Origin of the sequence: Erwinia sp. AnSW2-5 (genome assembly GCF_045107195.1) — a bacterium.
Taxonomy (GTDB): Bacteria; Pseudomonadota; Gammaproteobacteria; order Enterobacterales; family Enterobacteriaceae; genus Erwinia.
Genome location: NZ_JBJGXA010000005.1, coordinates 282,292 through 304,145 on the forward strand (window position 1 = coordinate 282,292; position 21,854 = coordinate 304,145).

Annotated in this window: 17 protein-coding genes; 6 read left to right on the forward strand and 11 right to left on the reverse strand. The window is 54.7% G+C overall.

Going from position 1 to position 21,854, the window contains the following annotated elements; all coding sequences use genetic code 11:
• Nucleotides 1-88: 88 nt before the first annotated feature.
• Complete coding sequence (locus ACFL9S_RS05780) at nt 89-2,395, reverse strand: FdhF/YdeP family oxidoreductase (RefSeq protein WP_405260867.1); 2,307 nt, start codon at nt 2,393-2,395, stop codon at nt 89-91.
• 477 nt (nt 2,396-2,872) lie between these two features.
• Between ACFL9S_RS05780 and ACFL9S_RS05785 the strand changes: the two genes are divergently transcribed.
• Both ACFL9S_RS05785 and ACFL9S_RS05790 read left to right on the forward strand, forming a co-directional pair.
• Complete coding sequence (locus ACFL9S_RS05785; protein WP_405260869.1) at nt 2,873-3,595, forward strand: YnfC family lipoprotein; 723 nt, start codon at nt 2,873-2,875, stop codon at nt 3,593-3,595.
• Nucleotides 3,596-3,607: 12 nt separating this feature from the next.
• Entirely contained in the window at nt 3,608-4,504 is an 897-nt protein-coding gene (locus ACFL9S_RS05790; protein ID WP_405260871.1) for a LysR family transcriptional regulator, read from the forward strand.
• A 2-nt stretch (nt 4,505-4,506) separates the two neighbouring features.
• On the opposite strand, the gene ACFL9S_RS05795 is transcribed toward ACFL9S_RS05790, so the two are convergent.
• The 10 genes from ACFL9S_RS05795 to pspF all read right to left on the reverse strand — a co-directional run bounded on the left by ACFL9S_RS05795 (nt 4,507) and on the right by pspF (nt 19,953).
• Nucleotides 4,507-5,655 carry a CMD domain-containing protein gene (locus ACFL9S_RS05795; RefSeq protein WP_405260873.1) on the reverse strand — a complete coding sequence of 383 codons (1,149 nt, stop codon included), beginning with the start codon at nt 5,653-5,655 and terminating at the stop codon, nt 4,507-4,509.
• 285 nt (nt 5,656-5,940) lie between these two features.
• On the reverse strand, nt 5,941-6,747 hold the full coding sequence (gene sapF, locus ACFL9S_RS05800) for a putrescine export ABC transporter ATP-binding protein SapF (protein ID WP_405260875.1): 807 nt from the start codon (nt 6,745-6,747) through the stop codon (nt 5,941-5,943).
• Complete coding sequence (sapD, locus tag ACFL9S_RS05805; RefSeq protein WP_405260877.1) at nt 6,747-7,739, reverse strand: putrescine export ABC transporter ATP-binding protein SapD; 993 nt, start codon at nt 7,737-7,739, stop codon at nt 6,747-6,749. Before sapD ends, sapF begins: the two co-directional genes overlap by 1 nt.
• Nucleotides 7,739-8,629: a putrescine export ABC transporter permease SapC gene (gene sapC / locus ACFL9S_RS05810; protein ID WP_405260879.1), complete on the reverse strand. Its 891-nt coding sequence runs from the start codon at nt 8,627-8,629 to the stop codon at nt 7,739-7,741. The genes sapD and sapC overlap by 1 nt, the downstream gene beginning before the upstream one ends.
• Nucleotides 8,630-9,158: 529 nt before the next feature.
• Entirely contained in the window at nt 9,159-11,984 is a 2,826-nt protein-coding gene (locus ACFL9S_RS05815) for an autotransporter domain-containing protein (protein WP_405260881.1), read from the reverse strand.
• A 125-nt stretch (nt 11,985-12,109) separates the two neighbouring features.
• Nucleotides 12,110-13,288, reverse strand: coding sequence for a tetratricopeptide repeat protein (locus tag ACFL9S_RS05820; protein ID WP_405260883.1), 1,179 nt, complete (start codon nt 13,286-13,288; stop codon nt 12,110-12,112).
• Between the two features lie 2 nt (nt 13,289-13,290).
• Nucleotides 13,291-15,405: a sulfotransferase gene (locus tag ACFL9S_RS05825; RefSeq protein ID WP_405260885.1), complete on the reverse strand. Its 2,115-nt coding sequence runs from the start codon at nt 15,403-15,405 to the stop codon at nt 13,291-13,293.
• 655 nt (nt 15,406-16,060) lie between these two features.
• The gene (gene sapB, locus ACFL9S_RS05830) at nt 16,061-17,026 is read right to left on the reverse strand and encodes a putrescine export ABC transporter permease SapB (RefSeq protein WP_405260886.1); all 966 of its coding nucleotides are present in this window, start codon (nt 17,024-17,026) and stop codon (nt 16,061-16,063) included.
• Nucleotides 17,023-18,651, reverse strand: a complete 1,629-nt coding sequence (gene sapA / locus ACFL9S_RS05835; RefSeq protein ID WP_405260888.1) for an ABC transporter substrate-binding protein SapA — start codon at nt 18,649-18,651, stop codon at nt 17,023-17,025. Before sapA ends, sapB begins: the two co-directional genes overlap by 4 nt.
• Before the next feature lie 309 nt (nt 18,652-18,960).
• Nucleotides 18,961-19,953 carry a phage shock protein operon transcriptional activator gene (gene pspF / locus ACFL9S_RS05840; RefSeq protein ID WP_405261067.1) on the reverse strand — a complete coding sequence of 331 codons (993 nt, stop codon included), beginning with the start codon at nt 19,951-19,953 and terminating at the stop codon, nt 18,961-18,963.
• A gap of 163 nt (nt 19,954-20,116) precedes the next feature.
• On the opposite strand from pspF, the gene pspA reads away from it, so the two are divergent.
• The 4 genes from pspA to pspD are packed head-to-tail and all read left to right on the forward strand — an operon-like array spanning nt 20,117 to nt 21,646.
• On the forward strand, nt 20,117-20,782 hold the full coding sequence (gene pspA / locus ACFL9S_RS05845) for a phage shock protein PspA (RefSeq protein WP_405260890.1): 666 nt from the start codon (nt 20,117-20,119) through the stop codon (nt 20,780-20,782).
• Nucleotides 20,783-20,838: 56 nt separating this feature from the next.
• Nucleotides 20,839-21,066: an envelope stress response membrane protein PspB gene (gene pspB / locus ACFL9S_RS05850; protein ID WP_133845034.1), complete on the forward strand. Its 228-nt coding sequence runs from the start codon at nt 20,839-20,841 to the stop codon at nt 21,064-21,066.
• Nucleotides 21,063-21,410, forward strand: coding sequence for an envelope stress response membrane protein PspC (gene pspC / locus ACFL9S_RS05855; RefSeq protein WP_133845032.1), 348 nt, complete (start codon nt 21,063-21,065; stop codon nt 21,408-21,410). The genes pspB and pspC overlap by 4 nt, the downstream gene beginning before the upstream one ends.
• Nucleotides 21,411-21,439: 29 nt before the next feature.
• A complete protein-coding gene (gene pspD, locus ACFL9S_RS05860; protein WP_405260893.1) occupies nt 21,440-21,646 on the forward strand; it encodes a phage shock protein PspD in 207 nt (68 codons plus the stop codon).
• The last annotated feature ends 208 nt before the right edge of the window (nt 21,647-21,854 follow it).

Genomic DNA, 21,854 nt, shown 5'->3' on the forward strand with positions numbered 1-21,854 from the left:
AGTTTTACGCGATTAACCGCTCCACGGCAAGTAAAAAGCCTTTTCTGACCCCGCTGCGAGCGGCCATTTTTGCGGCCGCCCTGGCGTGTCAGGCAATACGTATTCCGGCCACCACAGGTGACAGGCTGATCTTCACTGGCACCGATTTCGAGGTGGGCGTTCCGCTGCCGTCACCAAAACTGGAAAGCGGCACCAGCGGATTGGTCTCAGGATAATAAGCAGCGAGATTGCCACGCGGAATCGCATAAGGCACCAGCTTAAACCCGCTGACTTTACGGGTGATGCCATCATTCCACAGCGTTTCGATATCGACGTTATCCCCGGCGGCGTAGCCCATGCTTTCCATATCTTCCGGGTTGATAAACAGGACTTCACGCTGGCCGTAAACCCCACGATAACGGTCATCCAGCCCGTAAATGGTGGTGTTGTACTGGTCATGAGATCGCAGCGTTTGCAGGGTGAACGGCACCACAACATCGAGCGCCGGGAACAGCGACGTCGGCAGGCTGGCGGCACTGAACTGGGCTTTTTCATGCAGCGTATTGAACCGCAGTTCGGCTGCAGCATTGCCTAAATAGAATCCGCCTTTCAGGTCGCATTTGGCATTGAAATCACTGAAGCCGGGTAGGGTGGCCGCAATATGATCGCGGATTTTGTTGTAATCATCCGCCAGTCCACGCCAGTCAACTTTCTCGCTGCCCAGCACTGCATCAGCAATGCCCGCCACGATCCAGGTTTCCGAACGTTGGGTATCCGCAATCGGTTTACCCACGCCTTCTGACGCATGCACCATGCTGAAGGAGTCTTCGACGGTAATAAACTGCGGACCACTGGCCTGAATATCCTGCTCGGTACGGCCAATTGTCGGCAGGATCAGGGCATCAATCGCGCCAGGGCACAGATGACTGCGGTTGAGCTTGGTGCTGATCTGCACCGTCAGGCCACAACGTTTCAGGGCCTCTTCGGTACGCGGGCTGTCCGGTGCCGCAGCCGCCAGGTTGCCCCCGAGGGCGATCAACACTTTTATCTCATCACGCAGCATCGCTTCCAGCGCCTGTACGGTGTTGTGCCCGATGTTGCGCGGTGGCTCGAAGCCAAAATGTTCGCCCAGGCTATCAAGAAACGCCTGAGAGGGCTTTTCATCAATGCCCATCGTGCGGTTACCCTGCACGTTACTGTGACCACGCACCGGGCAAAGACCTGCGCCTTTTTTACCCAGTTGCCCGAACAACAGTTGCAGGTTGACGATTTCGCGCACCGTATCGACGGAGTGTTTATGCTGGGTGATGCCCATCGCCCAGGTACAAATCACGCGTTCGGCGCTCTGGTAAATGGTTGCCGCTTCACGGATTTGCTCTTCGCTGAGGCCGGACTGGCTGACAATCTGTGACCACTCTGTGGCATCCACGGCGGCAAGATAGGCATCCAGACCTTCCGTTTTGGCATTGATAAACATCTCATCAAACAGGCCTTTCTCACCCGCTGCAACCCGCGCACGGTGGTTCTCGGCCAGCACTTTGACCATGCCACGCACGGCGGCCATATCCCCGCCCAGGTTCGGTTGGTAATAGGTTGAACTGATTTTCCCTGCCATGCTGGTCACCACTTCCAGCGGTTTCTGCGGATCGGCAAAGCGTTCCAACCCACGTTCGCGCAGCGTATTGAAGGTGACGATTTTAGCGCCGTTGTCGGCCGCGTGACGCAGGCTGTGCAGCATACGTGGATGGTTGGTTCCCGGGTTCTGCCCGAAAACAAAGATAGCATCCGCATGGTCAAAATCGTCCAGACGGATGGTGCCTTTCCCCACGCCAATACTGCGCTTCAGCCCGACGCCGCTGGCTTCATGGCACATGTTCGAGCAGTCAGGGAAGTTGTTACTGCCGTTCATACGGCCGAACAGCTGATACAGCCAGGAGGCTTCATTACTGGCGCGGCCGGAGGTGTAAAGCTCCATACGGTCGGGATGATCCATCGCTTTAATATGGCGGGCGATCAGTGAAAAAGCCTCGTCCCAACTGATGGGTTCGTAGTGGTCAGTGGCGCGGTTATAGCGCAGCGGCTCGGTCAGGCGCCCCTGGTATTCCAGAAAGTAATCGCTCTGCTGATACAGGGCGGCCACGCTGTACTGGGCGAAGAAGTCAGCACCGATATGGCGGCGGGTGGCTTCCCAGGTCACGGCTTTGGCACCGTTCTCACAAAAGCTGAAGGTGCTTTTGTTGTCATCGCCCCAGGCGCAACCCGGACAGTCGAAGCCCTTTGCTTTATTCATACGCATCAGATTGCGCATGTTTTTTAACACTTGTTTGCTGTCAAAAACAAAACGGGTGGTGGCTTCCAGTGAACCCCAACCGCCCGCAGCGGCCTGATATGGCTTAATCGCTTCTTTAAATTTCATAATGTCGCAGGCTTATGTTGAATAGTTGTTAAAAATTATTGCTTATTTTTGGCGATCTTGCGTTCCATGCGAAGAATTGTCTAATTGATTGCAGAGATGGTGCGATAGGCCGTGTTTATCGCGATAAGGATCAACGGGTGAATGGGTTAAAAATTATTCCCTCCCAATCCCCCTATCTTTGTTTCCCCGGTGCAATGGGATCAACCGTGTCTGCGATCACGATGTTCAGGTAATTTATGGCCGCAGGGGGGAAAAATCGCGAATGAAGTCAAAAGTGCGTTGGGTCTGGCCTGAATGGCCCGGTATGATAGCGCTTGAAGAATGGCGCTAACCTGCCGATAACACTCAATATACCCTAAATAATACGAATTGCAGGAAGGCGGAAAGCCAGGGAGCCTCCAGGAGATGTGACTGGGGCGAGCGGGGGCAGCCAACGCAGCTGCAATTTGAAGTATGACGGGTAAGGACTCACGGTGCATGGACAAGATTAAAACGACGATAGCCTTGCTGTTGCCGGTGCTTCTTCTTGCGGGCTGTAAAAAAGAAGAAGATGCAGGCATTTCATTAACAATCAAAAATCTGTCTTTTCTTTATCAGTTTGAAGCCATTCCTGGCAAGATAAAAAGCACCCATCAGACCGTTTTCGATGCCAACGGCGAGAAACGTTACGACGGTGTATTTCATTTTGATAAAGAGGGCTGTGTCACCGATTTCGATGTCACCAACCTCGACGTCGGTAATATCAGCGTGCGCCGGGAAAAAGACCAACTGGTCGGCGAAGAGAACGGCAATCCGGTCGTATTGAAACTGGATAGCCAATGCAACGTGTTGTCCAAAACCAGCGGCAATTTCACCATCGACATTCGTTACAACGACAGCGGGCTGATTTCCGGGCTTTCCTCTACGCAGTCTGACTATCGTGTTGAACTGACCTATGATGCTCAGGACCGTCTGGTTGCGCAGCATGCGTTTAGCGGCGATCGCCAGATCTCGGAAGGGGTTCAGAAATATGCCTCGGATGCCGGTGATAAACCCTCTGATGCCGTGACCGTCAGTCAAACCCCGGAAGGCACACGGGAAACGACCACCCGCTGCGACTATCAGCAGGGCGTGCCCGTGACCTGCCGTTTTACGATCAAAACCACGCCGGGTGACAAGGTGGTTGAACGCCATGCGCAGCTGGCCACGACGTTTTACTAAAGCGTAAATATTATGGATATCAAACAGCTTATTTATCTGGTTAATTTAGAGCGCGAACGCCACTTTGGCCGCGCTGCTGAGGCTAGCTTTGTTAGTCAGCCAACGCTGTCGATGCGTCTGAAAAACCTCGAGCGAGAGCTGGGCTTGTCGCTGATTAATCGCAGCAACAACTTTGATGGTTTCACGCCGGAAGGGGAGCGCGTGCTCTCCTGGGCGCGGGAAATCGTCTCGGTGTATCAGGGACTGAAGCTGGAAGTGGAATCACTCAAACACGGCGTTAACGGTACGCTGCGGATTGGCGTGGTGCCGCAGTGCAGTATCTCGCTGCCAGTGATGCTGAAAGCGATCGGCGATCGTTACCCACAGCTCGACTACCGGGTGGCGGTGCTGAGTGCCGATCAACTGCTGGATGCGCTGAACAGTCATACGGTGGATGTGGGGATTGGCTTCTTTGAGCTGGCGACGCTGCGTGAGCTGCATTTCCAGGCGGAAACGCTGGACGATAACGGCATTGAACTGCTTTATCATCCGCAGCATTTCCCCCAGTTAGAGGGCGATGAGCCGCTGACGCTGGAAGACGTTGCCGCGTTGCCGCTCTGCCTGGCCGAGCAGACGCGCTATTTTCGCCGCTATATTGATGGACATTTCCGTGATGCGCAGCTGACTCTGCGCGTGGTGCTGGAAACCACATCAGTCTTTCAGTTGTTACAGGGGGTTCAGGTTGGGTTGGGATGTATGGTGTCGCCGGTCGGCCATCTGATCGACGGCATGACCAGCGGGCTGCAACGCCGTCGGGTAGCGATGCCGCCAATGTCCCGACAGGGTGCGGTGGTGATTGCTGAACCGGGGCGCGCTACGCCGCTGGCCCAGCATTTCTTTGATGAAGTCCGGCAGTGGTTAAAGGGCTAGCGCTATTCGCTGCTAATGCCTAATCCCTGCATCAGTCGGTTACCCCAGCTGGCTGCCGCCACACTCAAAATGATATCGAATATCTGCGCGCCGTTCAGGCCCGCGTCTTTCAGCGGCTGAATATGGGCGGCATTCACTCTTTCCGGCGAACGTGTCAGCTGCGCCGCCAGTGAAATCAGCGCCTGTTGCGGGGTATCCGCAACGCTCAGGGCCTGTTCCACGCTCTCCTGTAATGCCGTTCGCCGTTCGCTGCCTGCGGCATAACGTTCAAAACAGCTCACGCTGCCGTTGATACGCGAGGTGACTGCCGCAGCCAGTGCAGAGTGGGGGCTGCTGCGCGCCGCCTCCAGCTGATTGATAAGGCGCCCCCAGCCATAAAGCGCTTTGCCATCATGAGCAAACAGCCAGGCGGCTGTTTCAAGTTCGGCCAGCGGCTGGCAGAAGGTGAGCGCTTCCAGCTGTTCCGGCGCCGCATAGCGTAATTCCAGCGGTGGCAGCGCAGGGCGCCAGACGAGGGGGTTCAGGAACTGTTCGCGGGTCGCATCCGGCGGAATGGTGACACCGGGCATCCAGCGCACCGGCAGTGCCATCAGGGCATGGACCCCAGCGACAACCCGGGCCTGATAACTGACAAAGCCGACAATTTGACTGAGTGTGATGATATCCGGCGCGCTCAGGCCCACATCGTCAAGCCGCTGCACGGAGAGGGCATCAATCAGCGTTGGCTGACTGGCAAGCTGGCGCGCGTATTCAGTGATTTGTGTCAGGCGATGATTACTCTCGCGTGATGAGTCTGGCCCCGGGAGCGGATTGAGGCGTGCCGCATAGTGATTGCACAGACGCTGTACCCCGGTCACCTGTGCCACCGTCAGCGCACTGCTGAGGCGATCATACAGCGTCAGCGTATGGCTGAGCGTGGTGGTCAGTTCCGAGGGGAACAGCAGTTGATAGAGATCGCGTGAAGCCAGCAGTGCGGGCTGCACCTGCTGCAATAAGGTGTTCAGTTCTCCTTCTGCCTGCTGCGCCAGACCAAGCAAAAAACGGTCTTCAATGGTGGCCGCTTCAGGCATCAGCGGTGCGCGTTGGGCGGGCAGGCTGGTCTGGGTTTCATGATACCAGTGGTTGTTGCCGGTAAAGCGGCGCTGTTCCATGATCATTCCTTTTCGGGTTCAAAGGCTCGCCGGGAGGGCGCCAGGAAAAGGCACCATGACCAGCGGGCCTGAATGTCATGGTTATCCTGGCGTAAGCTGCAACACGATAGAAATAATGATCTGTGCTATCAAATAGCTGAATGGCATATACCTCTCTGGCTGACCGGAACTGTAGGGGCCGATCCTCTTTTCCGATCGGCCCGTGTTGTTGGTCTGCACCGTTCTGGCTGACCGGAACAGAAGGTCAGCCACTACGCGTGAGGGGGCAATATTTCGTGATAATACTTAGCGGTCTCTGCGCCAGGCATCAGCCGTCAGGGCTTCGCCAAAATGGCTGGAGATAAGACGTTTGGTCAGGTCATGCAGTGGGCAGGCCAGCACATCGGCGGTGCTGCCGCGTTCGACAACTTCCCCCTGGTGCATCACCAGCACCTGGTCGCTGATATGTTTCATCATCCCCAGATGCTGGGTGACGTAAATATAGGCGATACCGTGTTTATCCTGTAATTCCAGCATCAGATTAATCAGCTGAGAGCGCATCGACATATCCAGCGCCGCCAGCGCTTCATCAGCCACAATCACCTTCGGCTGTAAGATCAGCGCACGTGCCAGCCCGATACGCTGTTTTTGACCAGGGGCCAGCATATGCGGGTAGTAGGAGGCGTGATCGCGCAACAATCCGACCTGGCGCAGCGTGGCAATAATGCGTTTTTCCCGCTCGGCGGAATTGAGATCGGTATTCAGGCGCAGGGGAAAATCGAGGATCTGGCTGATGCGCTGACGTGGATTCAGCGAGGTTGACGGATCCTGGAAAATCATACGAATTCGCTGACTGCGGTAACCATAATCACCGTACTCCAGCGCATGGTCGTCAATGACGATCTCTCCGGCCGTCGGTGCGATCATGCCGCTAAGCATTTTTGCCAGCGTCGATTTTCCTGAACCGTTCTCGCCAATAATCGCCAGCGTCTGGCGTTCCTGCAAAGTGAAGCTAATCTCTTTGACCGCCTCAACGTGCTGACGCCGGAACAGTCCGGTGCGGTAGCGATAGGTTTTGCTCAGATTGCGCACTTCCAGCAGCGTATCAACCATTACTGACTCTCCATATTCAGTGGGAAGTGGCAGGCAAACAGATGACTTTTGGTGCCTGCGAGGCGCGGTGTTGCCATACAGTCTTTTTGCGCGTAAGGGCAGCGTGGGCCAAGGCGGCAACCGATTGGCAGGTGTTCCAGCGAAGGGATGGTGCCCGGCAGGGTATTCAGGCGGCTTTTATGCGGCAGAGAACGACCAAAATCTGGCATGGCGCGGATCAGGGCCTGGGTGTAAGGATGGTGCGGTGCCGTAATCAGCTCTTCGCTGACGGCGCTTTCCACTGTCTGCCCGCAGTACATCACGTTAATCCGGTCTGCCCAGTGGCTGAGCATTTGCAGGTCATGGCTGATCAGCAGGATCGTGGTGTTGTTATTCTGGTTCAGTCGCGACAGCAGGCGGAAGATCTGCGCCTGCGTGGTCGGTTCCATGGCGTTGGTCGGCTCATCGGCAATCAGCAGACGCGGCTGGTTCGCCAGCGCAATGGCAATCATCACTTTCTGGCATTCGCCATCCGTCAGCTCGTAGGGGAAGCTGCTCATGATGTCTTTATGATCTTTGATCCCCACGCGGTGCAGCAGCTCAATGGCGCGGCGGTGACGCCAGCCGAAGCGTTGATACCAGCGGCCTTTCCAGGTCCAGCCGGGGATGGCCTGTTTTAACTGGGTACCGATACTTTCAGACGGATCAAGGCACGATTGCGGTTCCTGAAAAATCATCGACACGTTATGGCCGACGATTTTACGTCGTTCGCGCGGCGACAGATGCAACAGGTCAATATCATCAAAACGCATACGGTCAGCGGTGACGCGCCAGTTGTCGTTGGTGACGCCACAAATCGCTTTGGCAATCAGGCTTTTTCCTGACCCTGATTCACCGACAAGGCCACGAACTTCACCTTCTGTCAGCGTAATACTGACCCGATCCACGGCTTTCACCGGCCCATCGGCTGTCATAAACTCAATGGTCAGGTTACGAATATCGAGTAGCGGCATTATTCAACTCCCGCATCGATGGCGCGGCGTACACCGTCACCCAACAGGTTAACGATCAATACGCTTAGCATAATGGCTGCACCGGGTAACATCACGGTCCAGGGCGCAACATAAATCAATTCCAGCGAATCGCCCAGCATTGCGCCCCATTCTGGCGACGGTAACTGTGCACCAAGATCGAGGAAACCCAGGGCGGAAATGTCGAGAATGGCCATCGACAGGGCACGGGTAAACTCCGTCACCAGTAACGCCAGAATATTGGGCAGAATGGCGTACCACAGGATATCCAGGCTGCTGGCACCATCAAGGCGCGATGCCACCACATACTCTTTTTCCAGTTCATCATGCACCGCACTGTAAATAGCGCGCACCAGACGCGGCAGGATCGCGAGATACACCGCGAGCATGGCATGTTCCAGTCGTGGCCCGAGAAACGCCACGACGATGATCGCCAGCAGCAGGGAGGGAATCGAGAGTAAAGTATCGAGCACATGGTTAAGTGCCGCCGAGCGCAGCCCGTGAGTCAGGCCGGCCAGCACACCGAGCACCATTGCGCAGACGGAAGCCACCAGGGTGACGACTATTGCCGAACCAACAGTGGGGGCCGCTCCGCTCAACAGGCGGCTTAGCAGGTCGCGGCCGAGGTCGTCGGTGCCGAGAAAGAAGGAGACATCGCCGTAATGTGACCAGGACGGCGGCAACAACTGATAGCCGAGAAACTGCTGATCAAGCCCGTAAGGCGCGAGCAGGCCGCCAAAAATACACAGCAGCAGCACGGCGATAAACGCATAGAAGCCAATCATTGCCGTGGTGTCACGGTAGAACAGTCCCCAGGTATGGCGAAGAGGGCTGGGCGGTCGCTTCTCAGCGTAAATATTATCGGTGGGCATTGGTTTTCACTTCAATTCTTCTGGGTGTATTGTCGTCTGCTATGGTTTTTTGATTCATATCATAACCTTAGTCTGCATCATCCCTTGATCGTCTCGTCATGTCAGTTTTTTTATCTCAGGCGATGTGACAATTTTCACTGTGCATGCTGAAAAGCACAGTCTGTAAAGATCCGCACAGGCGATTATCCTTCGAGATCAGGGTCGCAAGCAAGGGAACAGCGGCTTCAATTTCACCTCTCCGGCTGTTTCTGCTGTCTTTCCTCGTGGCCTGCCTTTCGTTTGGGGCGACCCGTGCGGCTGTTTTGCACAATCGGGCAGGGCAACACACCGCTGTTGCGATCGTTAAAATGAAAATGGCCCTGAAACAGGGCCAGCGTGTTGCTTTTTTTTCTCTCATGTCATCGACGGCAGGGACTGAATCTTCTCGTGGAGTGGTAGGTTGCGGTTTACCCTTACGAGTCGATCATCGCCTGCGAAAACACGTCAGGATGGGGCTGCCCGTGAGGGGCAGTCCCGTCTTGATTCAGATTTAAAACAACTGCTTAATGCGCAGGCTTACTGACTGGTTAGTATAATTCGGTGCCAAACCTAAATCATAGTAGGCGGTCAGACTGGTATTTCCGGAACCCAACAATGTCGCACCCACCGTCAGGTCAGCAGAATCTTTAACCGGCGTGATACCCCGTGACACAAAATTGGTCTCGTCTGTCGCAGCAGCATAAGCAGCGGAAACGGCCATTCTGTCGTTGTTGTACTGATGGTTCCACAATACCTGAGTATATGGCACCACATCACCCCAAGGGGTAGACAGCGTGGTTTCGAGTTTAGCTCCCAAGCCAGATTTAACTGAATCTGTGTGAGCCGAGTCCACCTGGAGAGCAGCACCATTGCCACCGCTTTCGGTATAGCCATCCTGATGGAGATAGCTATAGCTGGCATTAGCCAGCGGGGTCAGGACCACATTTTCGGAAAGAGCAATCGGGTAACCAAATTCGGCCTTAAGGGCATATTGCTGGCCGTCAAAATCTCCGTTGGCCACACCGTCATAACCCGTGAAACTGACCTGTCGCTGGGTGCTGTAATTTTGCTGAAGCACGGCGGCATACAGATTGGAATACCACTTAGGCGCCACATAGCTGGCATAACCGGTCAAACCATAAGACTTAACATTGGAGCTGGAGCCCTGAACATTGTCCTTGCCGTTAACGCTGGTATAGGTATAGCTAACCGCGCCGCCCAGACGCCAGTCATCGGTTATGGCATGATCATAGCCAATGACGGCACCGCCATAGTTGGCGCGATAACCGGAGATATCATCGGTTGCGTCTTGACGGGCACGGCCACCAAAGATTTGCCCCCAGCCAGCCTGTTGCAAGAAGTCATCTCCGGTAGAAATACCGCTCTCACCCTTGCCGGACTGCGCTATTTTGATTGAGTCAACGTTACTCAGACGGTTGCCGATCACATTGATCATGTCAAAGGTCGCGGATGTGGTGGCAGAGCCTGCGCTGACGTTCTGATTGGGAGAAAGTTGCTCACCGGCTTTGTTACCTTCAGCTGTGGAGCTGATGGCGAGAGACGCGTTATACAGGTTCAGCAGGTCGGCATCAGAGATACCTGAATACCGTTGCAACCCTTCCAGAGAGGCGACAGCATTCGGTGTTGTGGCCTGTGCATTATTACCCGGGGTAGGCGTAACGGGGGTCGGCGTAACAGGGGTAGGACCGGCCACCAGCGCCAGAACCAGATTGTTATTCGCGCCATCGACGACGGAAGTCCCAACAATGGAACCCGTGTAGCCTGTTGCCGAGTAGTTCAGCGTACTTGCATTGTAGTTGGTGCCTGCTGTAGCGGCATTGATCACCACATAGCGCTGACCGGTTGCAAAGGCATAGCCCAGGCTTTTGAGACCAATTGACGAACCCGAAGCGATATTGGCTGCTCTTGATACCACCAGACGGCCATAACCGAGATCGCTGCCGTTTACGCCTTGCGTTGTGGCGCCGCTGGCCACGCCGATCAAGAGGCTGGCATCTGCACCCTGGGTATAGTTGCCGTTGATGTTGAGGACATTGTTAACCTGTAACGTCGCGCCTGTGTTGTTAACAGTATTGTTGCTGACGTTGATATTGTCGTTGAGCAGCAGGTTACCGGAATCGAAATACAAACTGGCACCGCTCAAGAAAGCACCGATATCGGCACTGCCGGTACCGCCACTGGAACCGGTAAGAGTACCAAATGTCGTATTGCTGCCGCCGTTGATAGTCATGCTGCGACTCGACAGATTGGCAATCGTACCGGAGATCAGACCACTATTTTCAACAGGACCCAGTGTACCGTTCGACGCGGTATAAATCGCATAGCCGCTACTGGTAATCGTGCCACTATTGACCAGGGAACCCATATTGCCCGCATTACCGATACCACCCTGAGCGCCCGAAATGACACCGCTATTGGTCAGCCTGCCGATGCTGCCATTGCTACTGGTTCCGACGCCAACATTGGTCGTGCCAGATATACTTCCAGCATTGCTCAACGTACCGACGGTGATTGTGCCCGTGGGGGTCAGGTTACCGATAAGAACCCCAGTCCCGCCACGAATGAGACCGGTACGGGTATTTTCCAGCGAGGTAATGTGGCTTCCGTTATCACTCTGAATACCGTAAGCGTTGCCGACAATTGAGCCATCATTGGTCAGTGAGACGATCGTAGAATTAGCGCCATTATAGACACCGATACCGCTACTGGTTATTAGACCATCATTGCTCAGTGCAGAGATCGTTGCATTATTTGAGTTAATGATGCCGTATGAAATGCCCGTGATCGTTGCGCCTGACATATTGTTCAGGATGTTGACAGACCCGTTGGTATCGTTAAAGAGACCTGCATACGAGGCTGAAATCAAACCGTTATTTGTCAGGCTGCCGATCGTTCCCTGATTTCGAATGCCATAAGATGAACTGGCCGAGATGGTACCGTTGTTAGTGACAGCCCCGACTGTATAGGTGCTGTTAACTCGAAAGCCGGTTTCCCCACCTGCTATCCTGCCGTTATTGGTCAGGGTGCCAACGTTGTTGACCGCTACCAGTGCCGGCGATCCGCCTGATATGTTGGCGCCAGAAGCAATGCTACAATCACCCGCGCCCCAGGACTCGGTACCCGAGGCGTTGCTGACGAAGCTGCCACCCGTTACACAATCTGCCTGTGCAACTACAGGTGCAAAGCAGGCTGCTAATGCCAGACTCAGGATGCTTATTTTTTCCATGCTTAAAGGAGTCTGCTTAATACCCGGCCTGACCGCATGGCGGTGAGCGGGAACGATGAATTCCTCTGAGACCACAACTTTTTTCGACACTTTCCACCCCTTTGTATGAGTTTTTTATTCTTCGCTGAGAATTTAATCAATGTAATGCTAACTAAGCATTAATAGACACATATTTTAGTGTTTGTTTACAATATTTTTTTTGACTTTATACGAAATTAAAATTTCATGGTGTCATCTCGCCACTGACCTAACGCGGTGGAGACCGATTGAAGCATCGGCGGCCATGCACCTCGTGCGGGTTGTCGAAACAAACGCATGCCCGGATACCAGGGGGTGTCATCACGCTGAATCAACCAGCGCCATTCAGGCACGAAAGGCAGCAGCACCCAGGCCGGACAGCCCAACGCCCCCGCCAGATGCACTGGCGCCGAATCGACTGAGATAAGCAGATCCAGCAGACTAAGAATGGCTGCCGTGTCGTCAAAGTCGTCGATCTGGTCACTGAGCGAAACCAGTTCCATACCGGGTGGTGGATTTGCAGCCTGTTGCGCTGCCGGACCCTTTTGCAGCGCAACAAAGGTAATACCGTCCTGGGCCAGTGGTGCCATATCGGACAGCGACATCGAACGCTGTGCATCATTGCCATGCGTGGGTCGGCCAGCCCAAACCAGTCCGACGATGGGTCGCGGCAGATCGGCCAGACGCGCACGCCATTTCTCAACTCTGGCCGGGTCAGCGTTCAGATAGCCAACGCTTCCCGGAAGATCACTCAGTTGCAACCCCATGGCCATGGGCAAGCTCATCAGTTCACAATGCACATCAAACGCCGGTGGGATAGCGCCGCGAACGACAAGTTCGTCATAGCCAACATAGCGCTGTGCCAGTCCGAGGCTTTCGGCATTCACTTCCAGGATCACACGCGCACCGCTTCGCTCTCGCGCCCATGCCACCATGCGAAGGAACTGAAAGGTATCGCCAAAACCCTGCTCGTCATGAATCAGTAAGGTCTTGCCCTTGATAGGCTGACCTTCCCAGCGCGGCGTCTGTACATGACGTTCGAACATGACGGTATGTTGCAACTTGTACCTGAAGCGATATTCACGCCAGCCACGAGTGAACTCCCCCTGAGATAACAGAACTTCTGCCAGGTCGAAGCGCGATGCCATGTCACCGGGGAGCGAGAGCACGATCATTTCCAGGATCTGTCTTGATTCGTCAATCCGGCCTTGTTGCCGTAACGCATGAAACAATTGTCGCCACAACGGAATCGGGCCAGAGCCAGAGGCCAGAGCCTCACGCAAGATAGTTTCAGCTTCAACGAAGCGCTGCGCGGTGAGCAGTTCGTCGACCTGCCGCAGAATTGCAGCGTTATCAAACACTGGGGGTATCAGCATATTCATGGATTCGTCGACGTGTTGGTTGCGCCCGACGGGTCGATACCGAGCGCAGCCAGCAGAGGCCCGAGATTCGCTGCATGGCAATGCCAGCGTCCTTTTGAGGTGGTGTAGATCGGTTGCCTGACCTGACTCACGCTGGCGGTGCGTACAACACGTCTGGTTTTGTGGAAATCGAGGCAGGCTTCATCCCAGGGCAGGCCGACAAACGCGATCAGGCGCCGCGCCTGTGTTTCCAGATCGTCGACCACGCTTTCGTAATCGACCTCGATAAAGCGATCTGCTGGCAACACCTGACGCAAATTTTCCATCAGTGCCTGATAATCGCGATGGAATGTACCCAGCTCGCTTTGTTCGTAAGTAAATAACTGTTCGCCGGCAAAGAGTTTGCTGTAGCAGGACAGGCAGGTATCAACCGGATCCCGGCGACAATGGATGATACGTGCGTCAGAAAGGATGAGCGGAATCAAACCGGCATAAAGAAAATTGGCAGGCATTTTATCAACCACACGTAACGCATTCGGTGCCAGGCTGTCGACCCGGGAAAGATAGTCACGCCCAGCACGTGCAAAATCGTCCGCCTTCCAGCCCGACATGTTCTGTGGGAAGTTGCCCGAACCATCGACAGCAAAACGCAGGGCACTCAGTTCTCCTGCGCCGAAGATGTCGGCATGAGAAGCAAGAATCTGCTCGATCAGCGTCGTGCCGGAACGCGGCATACCGACAATGAATACCGGGCGCTCGGACGCTGCACCGGCATGCCTGAACGTGTTCATCAGGGCCGGCGTAAATGTCGCGCCAATGCTGCGCAACCACTGGCCGGTCTTGTTCGCATCATAGGTCACGACACTGCGTTTAATCGCATTTCCTTTATCGAGATGATAAAAGGCACGCCCGGAATCGGCGAGATCGAGGTAGGCTTTGCCGAGCGCAAAATGCAGACCCATTTGATCGTTGAGCGTTGGCTTGACTGACCGTACCAGCGCGGATTCCATCAGCGAAATATCGGGGTCGTCATGACGATAGGTCTTGGTGTCGGTGCGCGCCATCGCTACCCGAATCGACTCAGGAAACTGCACCTGCGTAAGATCGAAAGCTTCAATGGCAGCCTTCTTGTCGCCCATTTCCAGCAGCAGCAGGGCGCGGGCCGTCATTGACTCCTCAACACTGGTGCCGGGTAGCGTTGCTGCCGTGTCGAAACTCTCCAGTGCCTGCTTATGCTGATTGAGTGCCTGCAACGCACGACCCAGTGTGTTGTGCGCCCTGGGATTGTCAGGTGCCATCCTGACAGACTGCTGCGCGTATACCAGTGCGTCCTGGGGACGCTCGGTTTTCAGCATGACCTGCGCCAGCGCCGCCAGTCCGCCGGGATGTTGCGGGGCAAACGCCATCAATGCATTGAGCCGCTGCAAGGCATCGCCATAACGCAAGCGAGACAAGTCTATTTCGGCCAGATTTAGATAAGCATCGGCCAGGTGCGGGTTGAGATCGATAGCGGTTTGGGCTGCCACGGCGGCTTCATCGAACTGACCCAGCTCACATAAAAGGAAAGCCAGATTGCTATGCGCTTCGGCGTAGTTCGGATGCAGTGACAGGGCTTGTTGGTAACTGGCCTTTGCCTCGTTCAACTGACCCAACAACTTGTAGGTATTACCGAGATTGTTATGGGCTTCTGGGTTATCTGGCTCAAACGAACTCACCCGTTGCAGGCATTCCAGACTGTCATCAAGTTTGCCGCACTCCTGCAGAATGATGCCCAAATTATTCCAGCCTGCAGTCAGTTGCGGCTCCCGCTCTACAGCACGCCGCGCCGCTCTTTCTGCCTCTTCCAGCAGCCCCATCTGACGACAGATTTCGGCCATATTAGAGCAATACCGTGCTGGAACATCTGGTAGCAGGCAGGCGCGGCGTAAGTAATCGATCGCCAGCGCGGATTTACCATAGGCATGAGCCATCAGACCCAACAAATGCAGGGCATCCGGCTGAGATGGAATGACGTGCAGTACCTGCATCGCGAGATGTTCAGCTTCCGCTGCCTGCCCGGCATTCCAATGCGCATAGGCACGATTCAATGCGTCAGGAATCGTTATCTGGTCAGCAATCGGGAAATTATTCATCTTTAGAAACTCCATGCAGTCGGAACATTCAAAGGCCAGACCCCACATACTGACAAGAACGGACTTGTGATACTGGAAATCAGTTAAGTCAAAATGACTTCACAACAATTCAGGCATGATGTCAGGCCATTAAACACGTGCCAGTATTGAGAAATGGGAGCAGTCCAACATAGCGCACCATCCTGCGTATTAAAACAGTGTCAGTGTCGAGTGCGCTTACGCTCAAATAAATGTCCATCCTGAAAATTTTGAAGATATCGATGCTTTTTTGATAACCTCTTATGAAAAGAGTAAAAAGGCAGCGGTCATCGTTAGAGCCTTAACAGGTTTGTAGCAATATTATCGGCGAGATTCGCGATTGCTTTAGCATCACTTAAAAATTCAGGCTTTTGCGTGATGATCTTCTCAAAAAGCATGTGGGGGATTTAGGCGGGGGGAAACTAAAACGTACAATAATAATACAATTCATTTTTTATCGGGTTTTACTTCTCCGTTCTCATTGCATCATCGCCTCCGGTAGCATGAGTGGAGGCGACCCCAGCACACCGCTGGTTTTAGAAACGCAGCGGTATATTCAGGAAAGTAAAATCAAACGTCATTAAAGACCGGTTAACGTAGCGTTATTCGTGATGTAACGCATCTGTTTATATTTTCATTAACGCAGCGCATACCACTCTTTGTGTTTCAGCGGATTGGTCATGGCACCTAAAATATCGGACAGTACGTTAACCGCAATCACCAGGCTGCCCACCACCATCACGCCTGCCGAAATAGCGGCGTAGTCCTGCTGGCGAATGGCATTAATCAGCCAGCGTCCCAGTCCTGGCCAGCTGAATACCATTTCGGTGATCATCGCCAGCGTCAGCATGGTAGAAAATTGCAGGCCAAGGCGCGGGATCACGGGGGGCAGGGCATTATGCAGGACGTGGCGGCGAATAATGGTGAACAGTGACAACCCGCGCGTGGCCGCTGCTTTCACATAGTTCTGCTCCATCACTTCGCGGGTGCTGAGGCGCAGCAGGCGAATCACTTCCGTCGTAGGCGCAACGGCCAGCGCTGTCACCGGCAACACCATATGCTTCAGGGCGCTGATAATCATTTCATGACGCCACGGCGAATCAGTAATCCAGGCGTCAATAAGAGCGAACCCGCTGATATGCTTCACCGGATAGAGCAGATCGAAACGACCGGAGACCGGGAACCAGCCGAGATTCAATGAGAAAAACAGCGTTAACAGCAGCGCCAGCCAGAACACCGGCAGCGAAAATCCAAGCAATGCCACGGCACTGATGGCTTTGTCCTGCCACTTATTACGCATCACGCCTGCGGCAATACCCAGCGGGATCCCCAGCAGTAGCGCCACGCTGAATGCCATAAAGCAGAGTTCCAGCGTGGCAGGAAAGACCTCGCGCAATTGCAGATTGATCGACTGACCGTTAATGCTGGAAACACCAAAGTCGAGCTGCAAAATCCCTTTGAACCAGAACACCCAGGCATCGGATAACGACGCGCCCTCTAAAGGGGCATGCGGCGTAAAGTAACTCAGGCTGAATCCGAGCAGCGTCAGCATGAACAACGTAACAACAAACAGCACCAGACGGCGCAGCGTATAGATAATCACGGTGACTTCTCCTCGCCGCTATCGCGGTAAACACCCGCAAATGAAGCGTTGCCAAACGGGCTGAGTACCAACCCTTTAATATCGTAGCGATAGGCCTGCAAACGCAGGGAGTAGGCCAGCGGCAGAACCGGTAGCTCCTCCGACAACATTGCCTGAGCGCGGTCATAATAATCGATACGGTTTGCCAGCTGCTGTGAGAGCAGCGCCTTGTGCAGCAGCTCATCAAAACCGGAGTGGCACCAGTGCGCGTAGTTTGTCTGAGAGGCAATCGCCGCACAGCTCAGCAACGGCCGAAAGAAACTGTCCGGGTCATTACTGTCCGTTGCCCAGCCGGTCAGCGTCAGGTCGTGGTTCATCTCCATCAGCCTGGCCTCCTGGAAACGGCCCTCGACCTGCACGATGGTCACTTTGACGCCCACCTGGGCCAGGTCTGCCTGAATCAGCTCGGCGGTTTTCATCGGGCTGGGATTCCACGACTGCGATGCCGACGGCACCCACAGATTCAGGTGCAGATCTTCAATGCCCAGTGCCTTCAGCTGGTCACGAGACTTTTGCGGATCGTAAGGTGTCACGCGCGCCTCGGTGTCATAAGCCCAGGAAGCGCGCGGCAGAATGGATGCAGCGGTTTCCGCGGTACCGTAATAAATCGACTCCATCAGGCGTTCGTTGTTGATCGCCAGCGCCAGTGCCTGGCGCACTTCCGGGCGATCAAGCGGGGCTTTACGCGTATTAAATGCCAGATAGGCAATATTCATCCCCGGCCGCAATGTCAGGCGCAAACGCGGGTCATCCCGCAGAATGGAAAGCTGGCTGGCGGCAGGATAGGCCAGCACATCGCACTCGCCCGTCAGCAGTTTGGATAGCCGCCCGGTGCCGCCCGCACTCATATCGATCACCACCTGCGACATACGCGGCTGACCTTTCCAGTAGGCCTCGTTGCGTTGCAGGCGCACATACTGCCCGGCGTGATAGTCATTCAACATAAATGGCCCGGTGCCGACCGGTTCACGGTCAAGCTGCTCCTGACGATCTACTTTGGTCAGTTGATCGGCGTACTCGGCCGACAGCACGGGCGCGTAGTGGGTCGCGAGATGCCAGAGGAAGGAGGCATCCGGGCTGTTAAGGCGGATTTCGACCGTGTTCTTGTCGATTTTTTTCACGCTCTGCACGCTGTCAGAGAATTGAAGGCTGTCAAAATAGGGATAGCTGCCGCCGTTGACGTTATGCCACGGATGCTGGCGATTAAACACCCGCTCAAAGCTGAACACCACATCATCGGCGTTCATGGTGCGGGTGGGGGTGAACCATGCGGTCTGCTGAAAGGGCACCTTCTGGCGCAGATGGAAACGGTAGGTCGCGCCGTCGTCAAGCACTTCCCAGCTCTCAGCCAGTTCCGGCATCAGCCGATAGGTATAGGGGTCAACGTTGAGCAGACGGTCATAAAGCTGAGCAGCAAGGGTATCCACCACCAGCCCACTGCTGGCCATCTGCGGGTTAAAGGTATTCATTACGCCATTAACGCAATACACAAAGCCGCTCTGACGAATATCGCCAGGCGTGGATGACCATACAGGAAAGCTCAGCACGCTGAGGCTGAGAAGCAACGTCGAGAATAGTTTGCGCATAACTCTTCTGAAAATTCAGGCAATAAACAGAGTGTACCGCACTCGGAGGCTGCACCCAAAGTTTGCGAGGGTGAGTGGGCAAAAAATGCCCACAGCAGGTTAAGGGGGGTTAACAATAAGCCTGAACTTGTTATGGAAATGAGAAAGATTCTCAACAAAGTGCTTTACAGATCGGCTTGAGAATGATTATTATTCCCCTGCGCTTCAACGGTGGCTCTACCGTGGAAGAGCACGACATTGCTCACATTGCTTCCAGTATTTTTTAGCCCGCCTTGAGCGGGCTTTTTTTTTTGCCTGGCTCTCCGCCTCTCAATCCTCACTGACACTGATATCATGCTTCTTTAACATGGCGCGCAGCTGATGATAGGTCACGCCCAGCAGCTCGGCCGCCCGGCGTTGATTGAAGCGGGCCTGAGCCAGCGCTTTCTCGACCAGTGCTTTTTCCTGCTGATATTGCCAGTGACGTAAATCAAGCGGCAAGGCAGGCAGCGCATCTTCACCCTGCGGTTCTGCCGTTGCGTCAGGCTCCACGCGCTGGAAAGGGTTAAGAATGATGTTGTCGAGCGGCTCCTCGCTGCTGGCATGGCGATAAACCGATCGCTCCACCACGTTTTTCAGCTCGCGCACGTTACCCGGCCAGGCATAACCCAGCAGACGTTGTTCCGCCTCCGGGGTAAAACCTGGAAACAGCGCCAGCCGCAGTTCGCGGCACATCTGAATGGCAAAGTGCTGCGCCATCACCAGGATATCGCTACGGCGTTCACGCAGCGGCGGCAGCTGCACCACATCAAACGCCAGCCGGTCGAGAAGGTCGGCGCGGAATTTACCCTCGCGGGCCAGCAGCGGCAGATCGGCATTGGTGGCGCACACCAGCCGCACGCTGACCTGCAACGGCTGGCTGCCGCCCACACGCTCTAACTGCCCGTATTCAATCACCCGCAGTAATTTTTCCTGCACCAGCATCGGCGCAGTCGCCAGCTCGTCCAGAAACAGCGTGCCGCCATCGGCGCGTTCAAATCGCCCCAGATGGCGCTTCTGCGCCCCGGTAAAGGCACCGGCTTCATGACCGAACAGTTCCGAATCCAGCAGGCTTTCATTCAGAGCGGCGCAGTTAAGCGAAATAAACGGTCCCTGCCAGCGGTCAGACAGGTAGTGCAGGCGGCTGGCAATCAGCTCCTTGCCGGTGCCGCGCTCACCGATGACCAGCACGGGCTTATTCAGCGGTGCCAGGTGGGAAACCTGCTCCAGAACATCAATAAAGTTATTCGACTCGCCGAGCAGGGTATCAGAATTGTCACTCATCATTAATTTCACCAAGTGTTAGTGATAAAAACCACTCTAGTCGCTGTGTGACATCCTGTAAAGTCACGCATCCATTGAAAATCAATAAGATAAAAACTGGCACGACTTTTGAATAGTGTTATGCAGCAAGAACAACAGACACTAACTCAAGAGGATTTTGATTATGGGTATTTTTTCCCGCTTTGCCGACATCGTGAACGCCAATATCAACTCGCTGCTGGAGAAAGCGGAAGATCCGCAGAAGCTGGTGCGCCTGATGATTCAGGAGATGGAAGATACGCTGGTTGAAGTTCGTTCCACCTCCGCCCGTGCGCTGGCAGAAAAGAAACAGCTGCTGCGTCGTATCGATCAGGCCGAAAGCCAGCAGGCTGAATGGCAGGAAAAAGCCGAACTGGCGCTGCGTAAAGACAAAGACGATCTGGCCCGCGCAGCCCTGATGGAAAAACAGAAACTGACCGACCTCACTGCCTCGTTGCAGCAGGAAGCCAGCCAGGTGGAAGAGAGCCTGACCCGCATGAAAGGGGAAATTGGTGAACTGGAAAGTAAACTGAGTGAAACCCGTGCCCGTCAGCAGGCATTGACGCTGCGCCATCAGGCGGCATCGTCTTCGCGTGATGTTCGCCGTCAGCTAGACAGTGGTAAAATTGATGAAGCGATGGCGCGTTTTGAATCTTTCGAACGTCGTATCGACCATATGGAAGCGGAAGCCGAAAGCCACAGCTTCGGTAAAAAGAAATCGCTCGACCAGGCGTTTGCTGAGTTACAGGCTGACGATGAAATCAGCCAGCAGCTGGCCGCGCTGAAAGCGAAAATGAATCGCAGTGAGTAACGGAACTGGCCACGGCAGTGGCCAGAACAGTTAAGCTTAACCTTCAAGGAACGTGAATGAGTGTCTTCATTATTGCCTTACCCCTGACGCTGTTTCTGCTGTTCGTCGCGCCGATCTGGCTCTGGCTGCATTATACAAAACGCCAGAATGGTGGGGCGGAACTGTCACAGAACGAACTGCAACGCCTTCAGCAGTTGACCCAGGACGCCCGCAAAATGCGTGAGCGTATTCAGGCGCTGGAAGCCATCCTCGACGCCGAGCATCCCCAGTGGAGGCAGCCATGAGTCAGAAGAAACTGTACTGCATTCCTGAGCAGGGAAAGCTCAAAGGCGTTTGCGCGGGAATTGCCGACTATCTTGGTGTTCCCGTCCTGCTGGTGCGCGTGATTGTGATCATGTCGCTGTTTTTCGGCTTGTTTTTACTGACCATCGTGGGTTATCTGCTGCTGGCCGCCATACTGCCGGATATGCCACCCAGTGAGCAGGGCCGCGACAAACCGCTCAGCGCCCATCAGTTGCTGGATGAGCTGAGCGCCGAGCTGAATGGCGGCGAGCGCGAACTGCGCGAGGTGGAGCGTTATGTCACCTCAGAAACCTTTAGCGTGCGCAGCCGTTTCAGTCAGCTGTAATCTTCCGGTCCTTTTTCAGGAGTCATAGTATGCGTCACTGGCAGCCCCATCCGCGCCTGAAAAAGGCCGGGAAATTTATACTTATCAGCGCCATCACCTATGGTCCGGCCGGATTAAGCGGCTGGGCGGTCAAATCGGTGGCGCGCAGGCCGTTGAAGTTCCTGCTGGCCTGGGCCCTGGAGCCATTACTGAAACGTGTAATGCGCCGGGCGACGGCGCGTTGGGTGAAACTGTAACCTGAGTCTGTATACCCAAGATAATTCAAGTCCCCTCATGGGGCCTACTGTTGGTGCATGAAGGCAGCAAACGCGTGAATCCCGATGAGCTTACTGCGGTAAGTGATTCGGGTGAACAAGAGCAGCTAACGCACAGGCAGCTTGAAGTATGACGGGTATAAAGCAGCAATGGCATGAGGATGTTACGATAAGGAACACACAACAATAA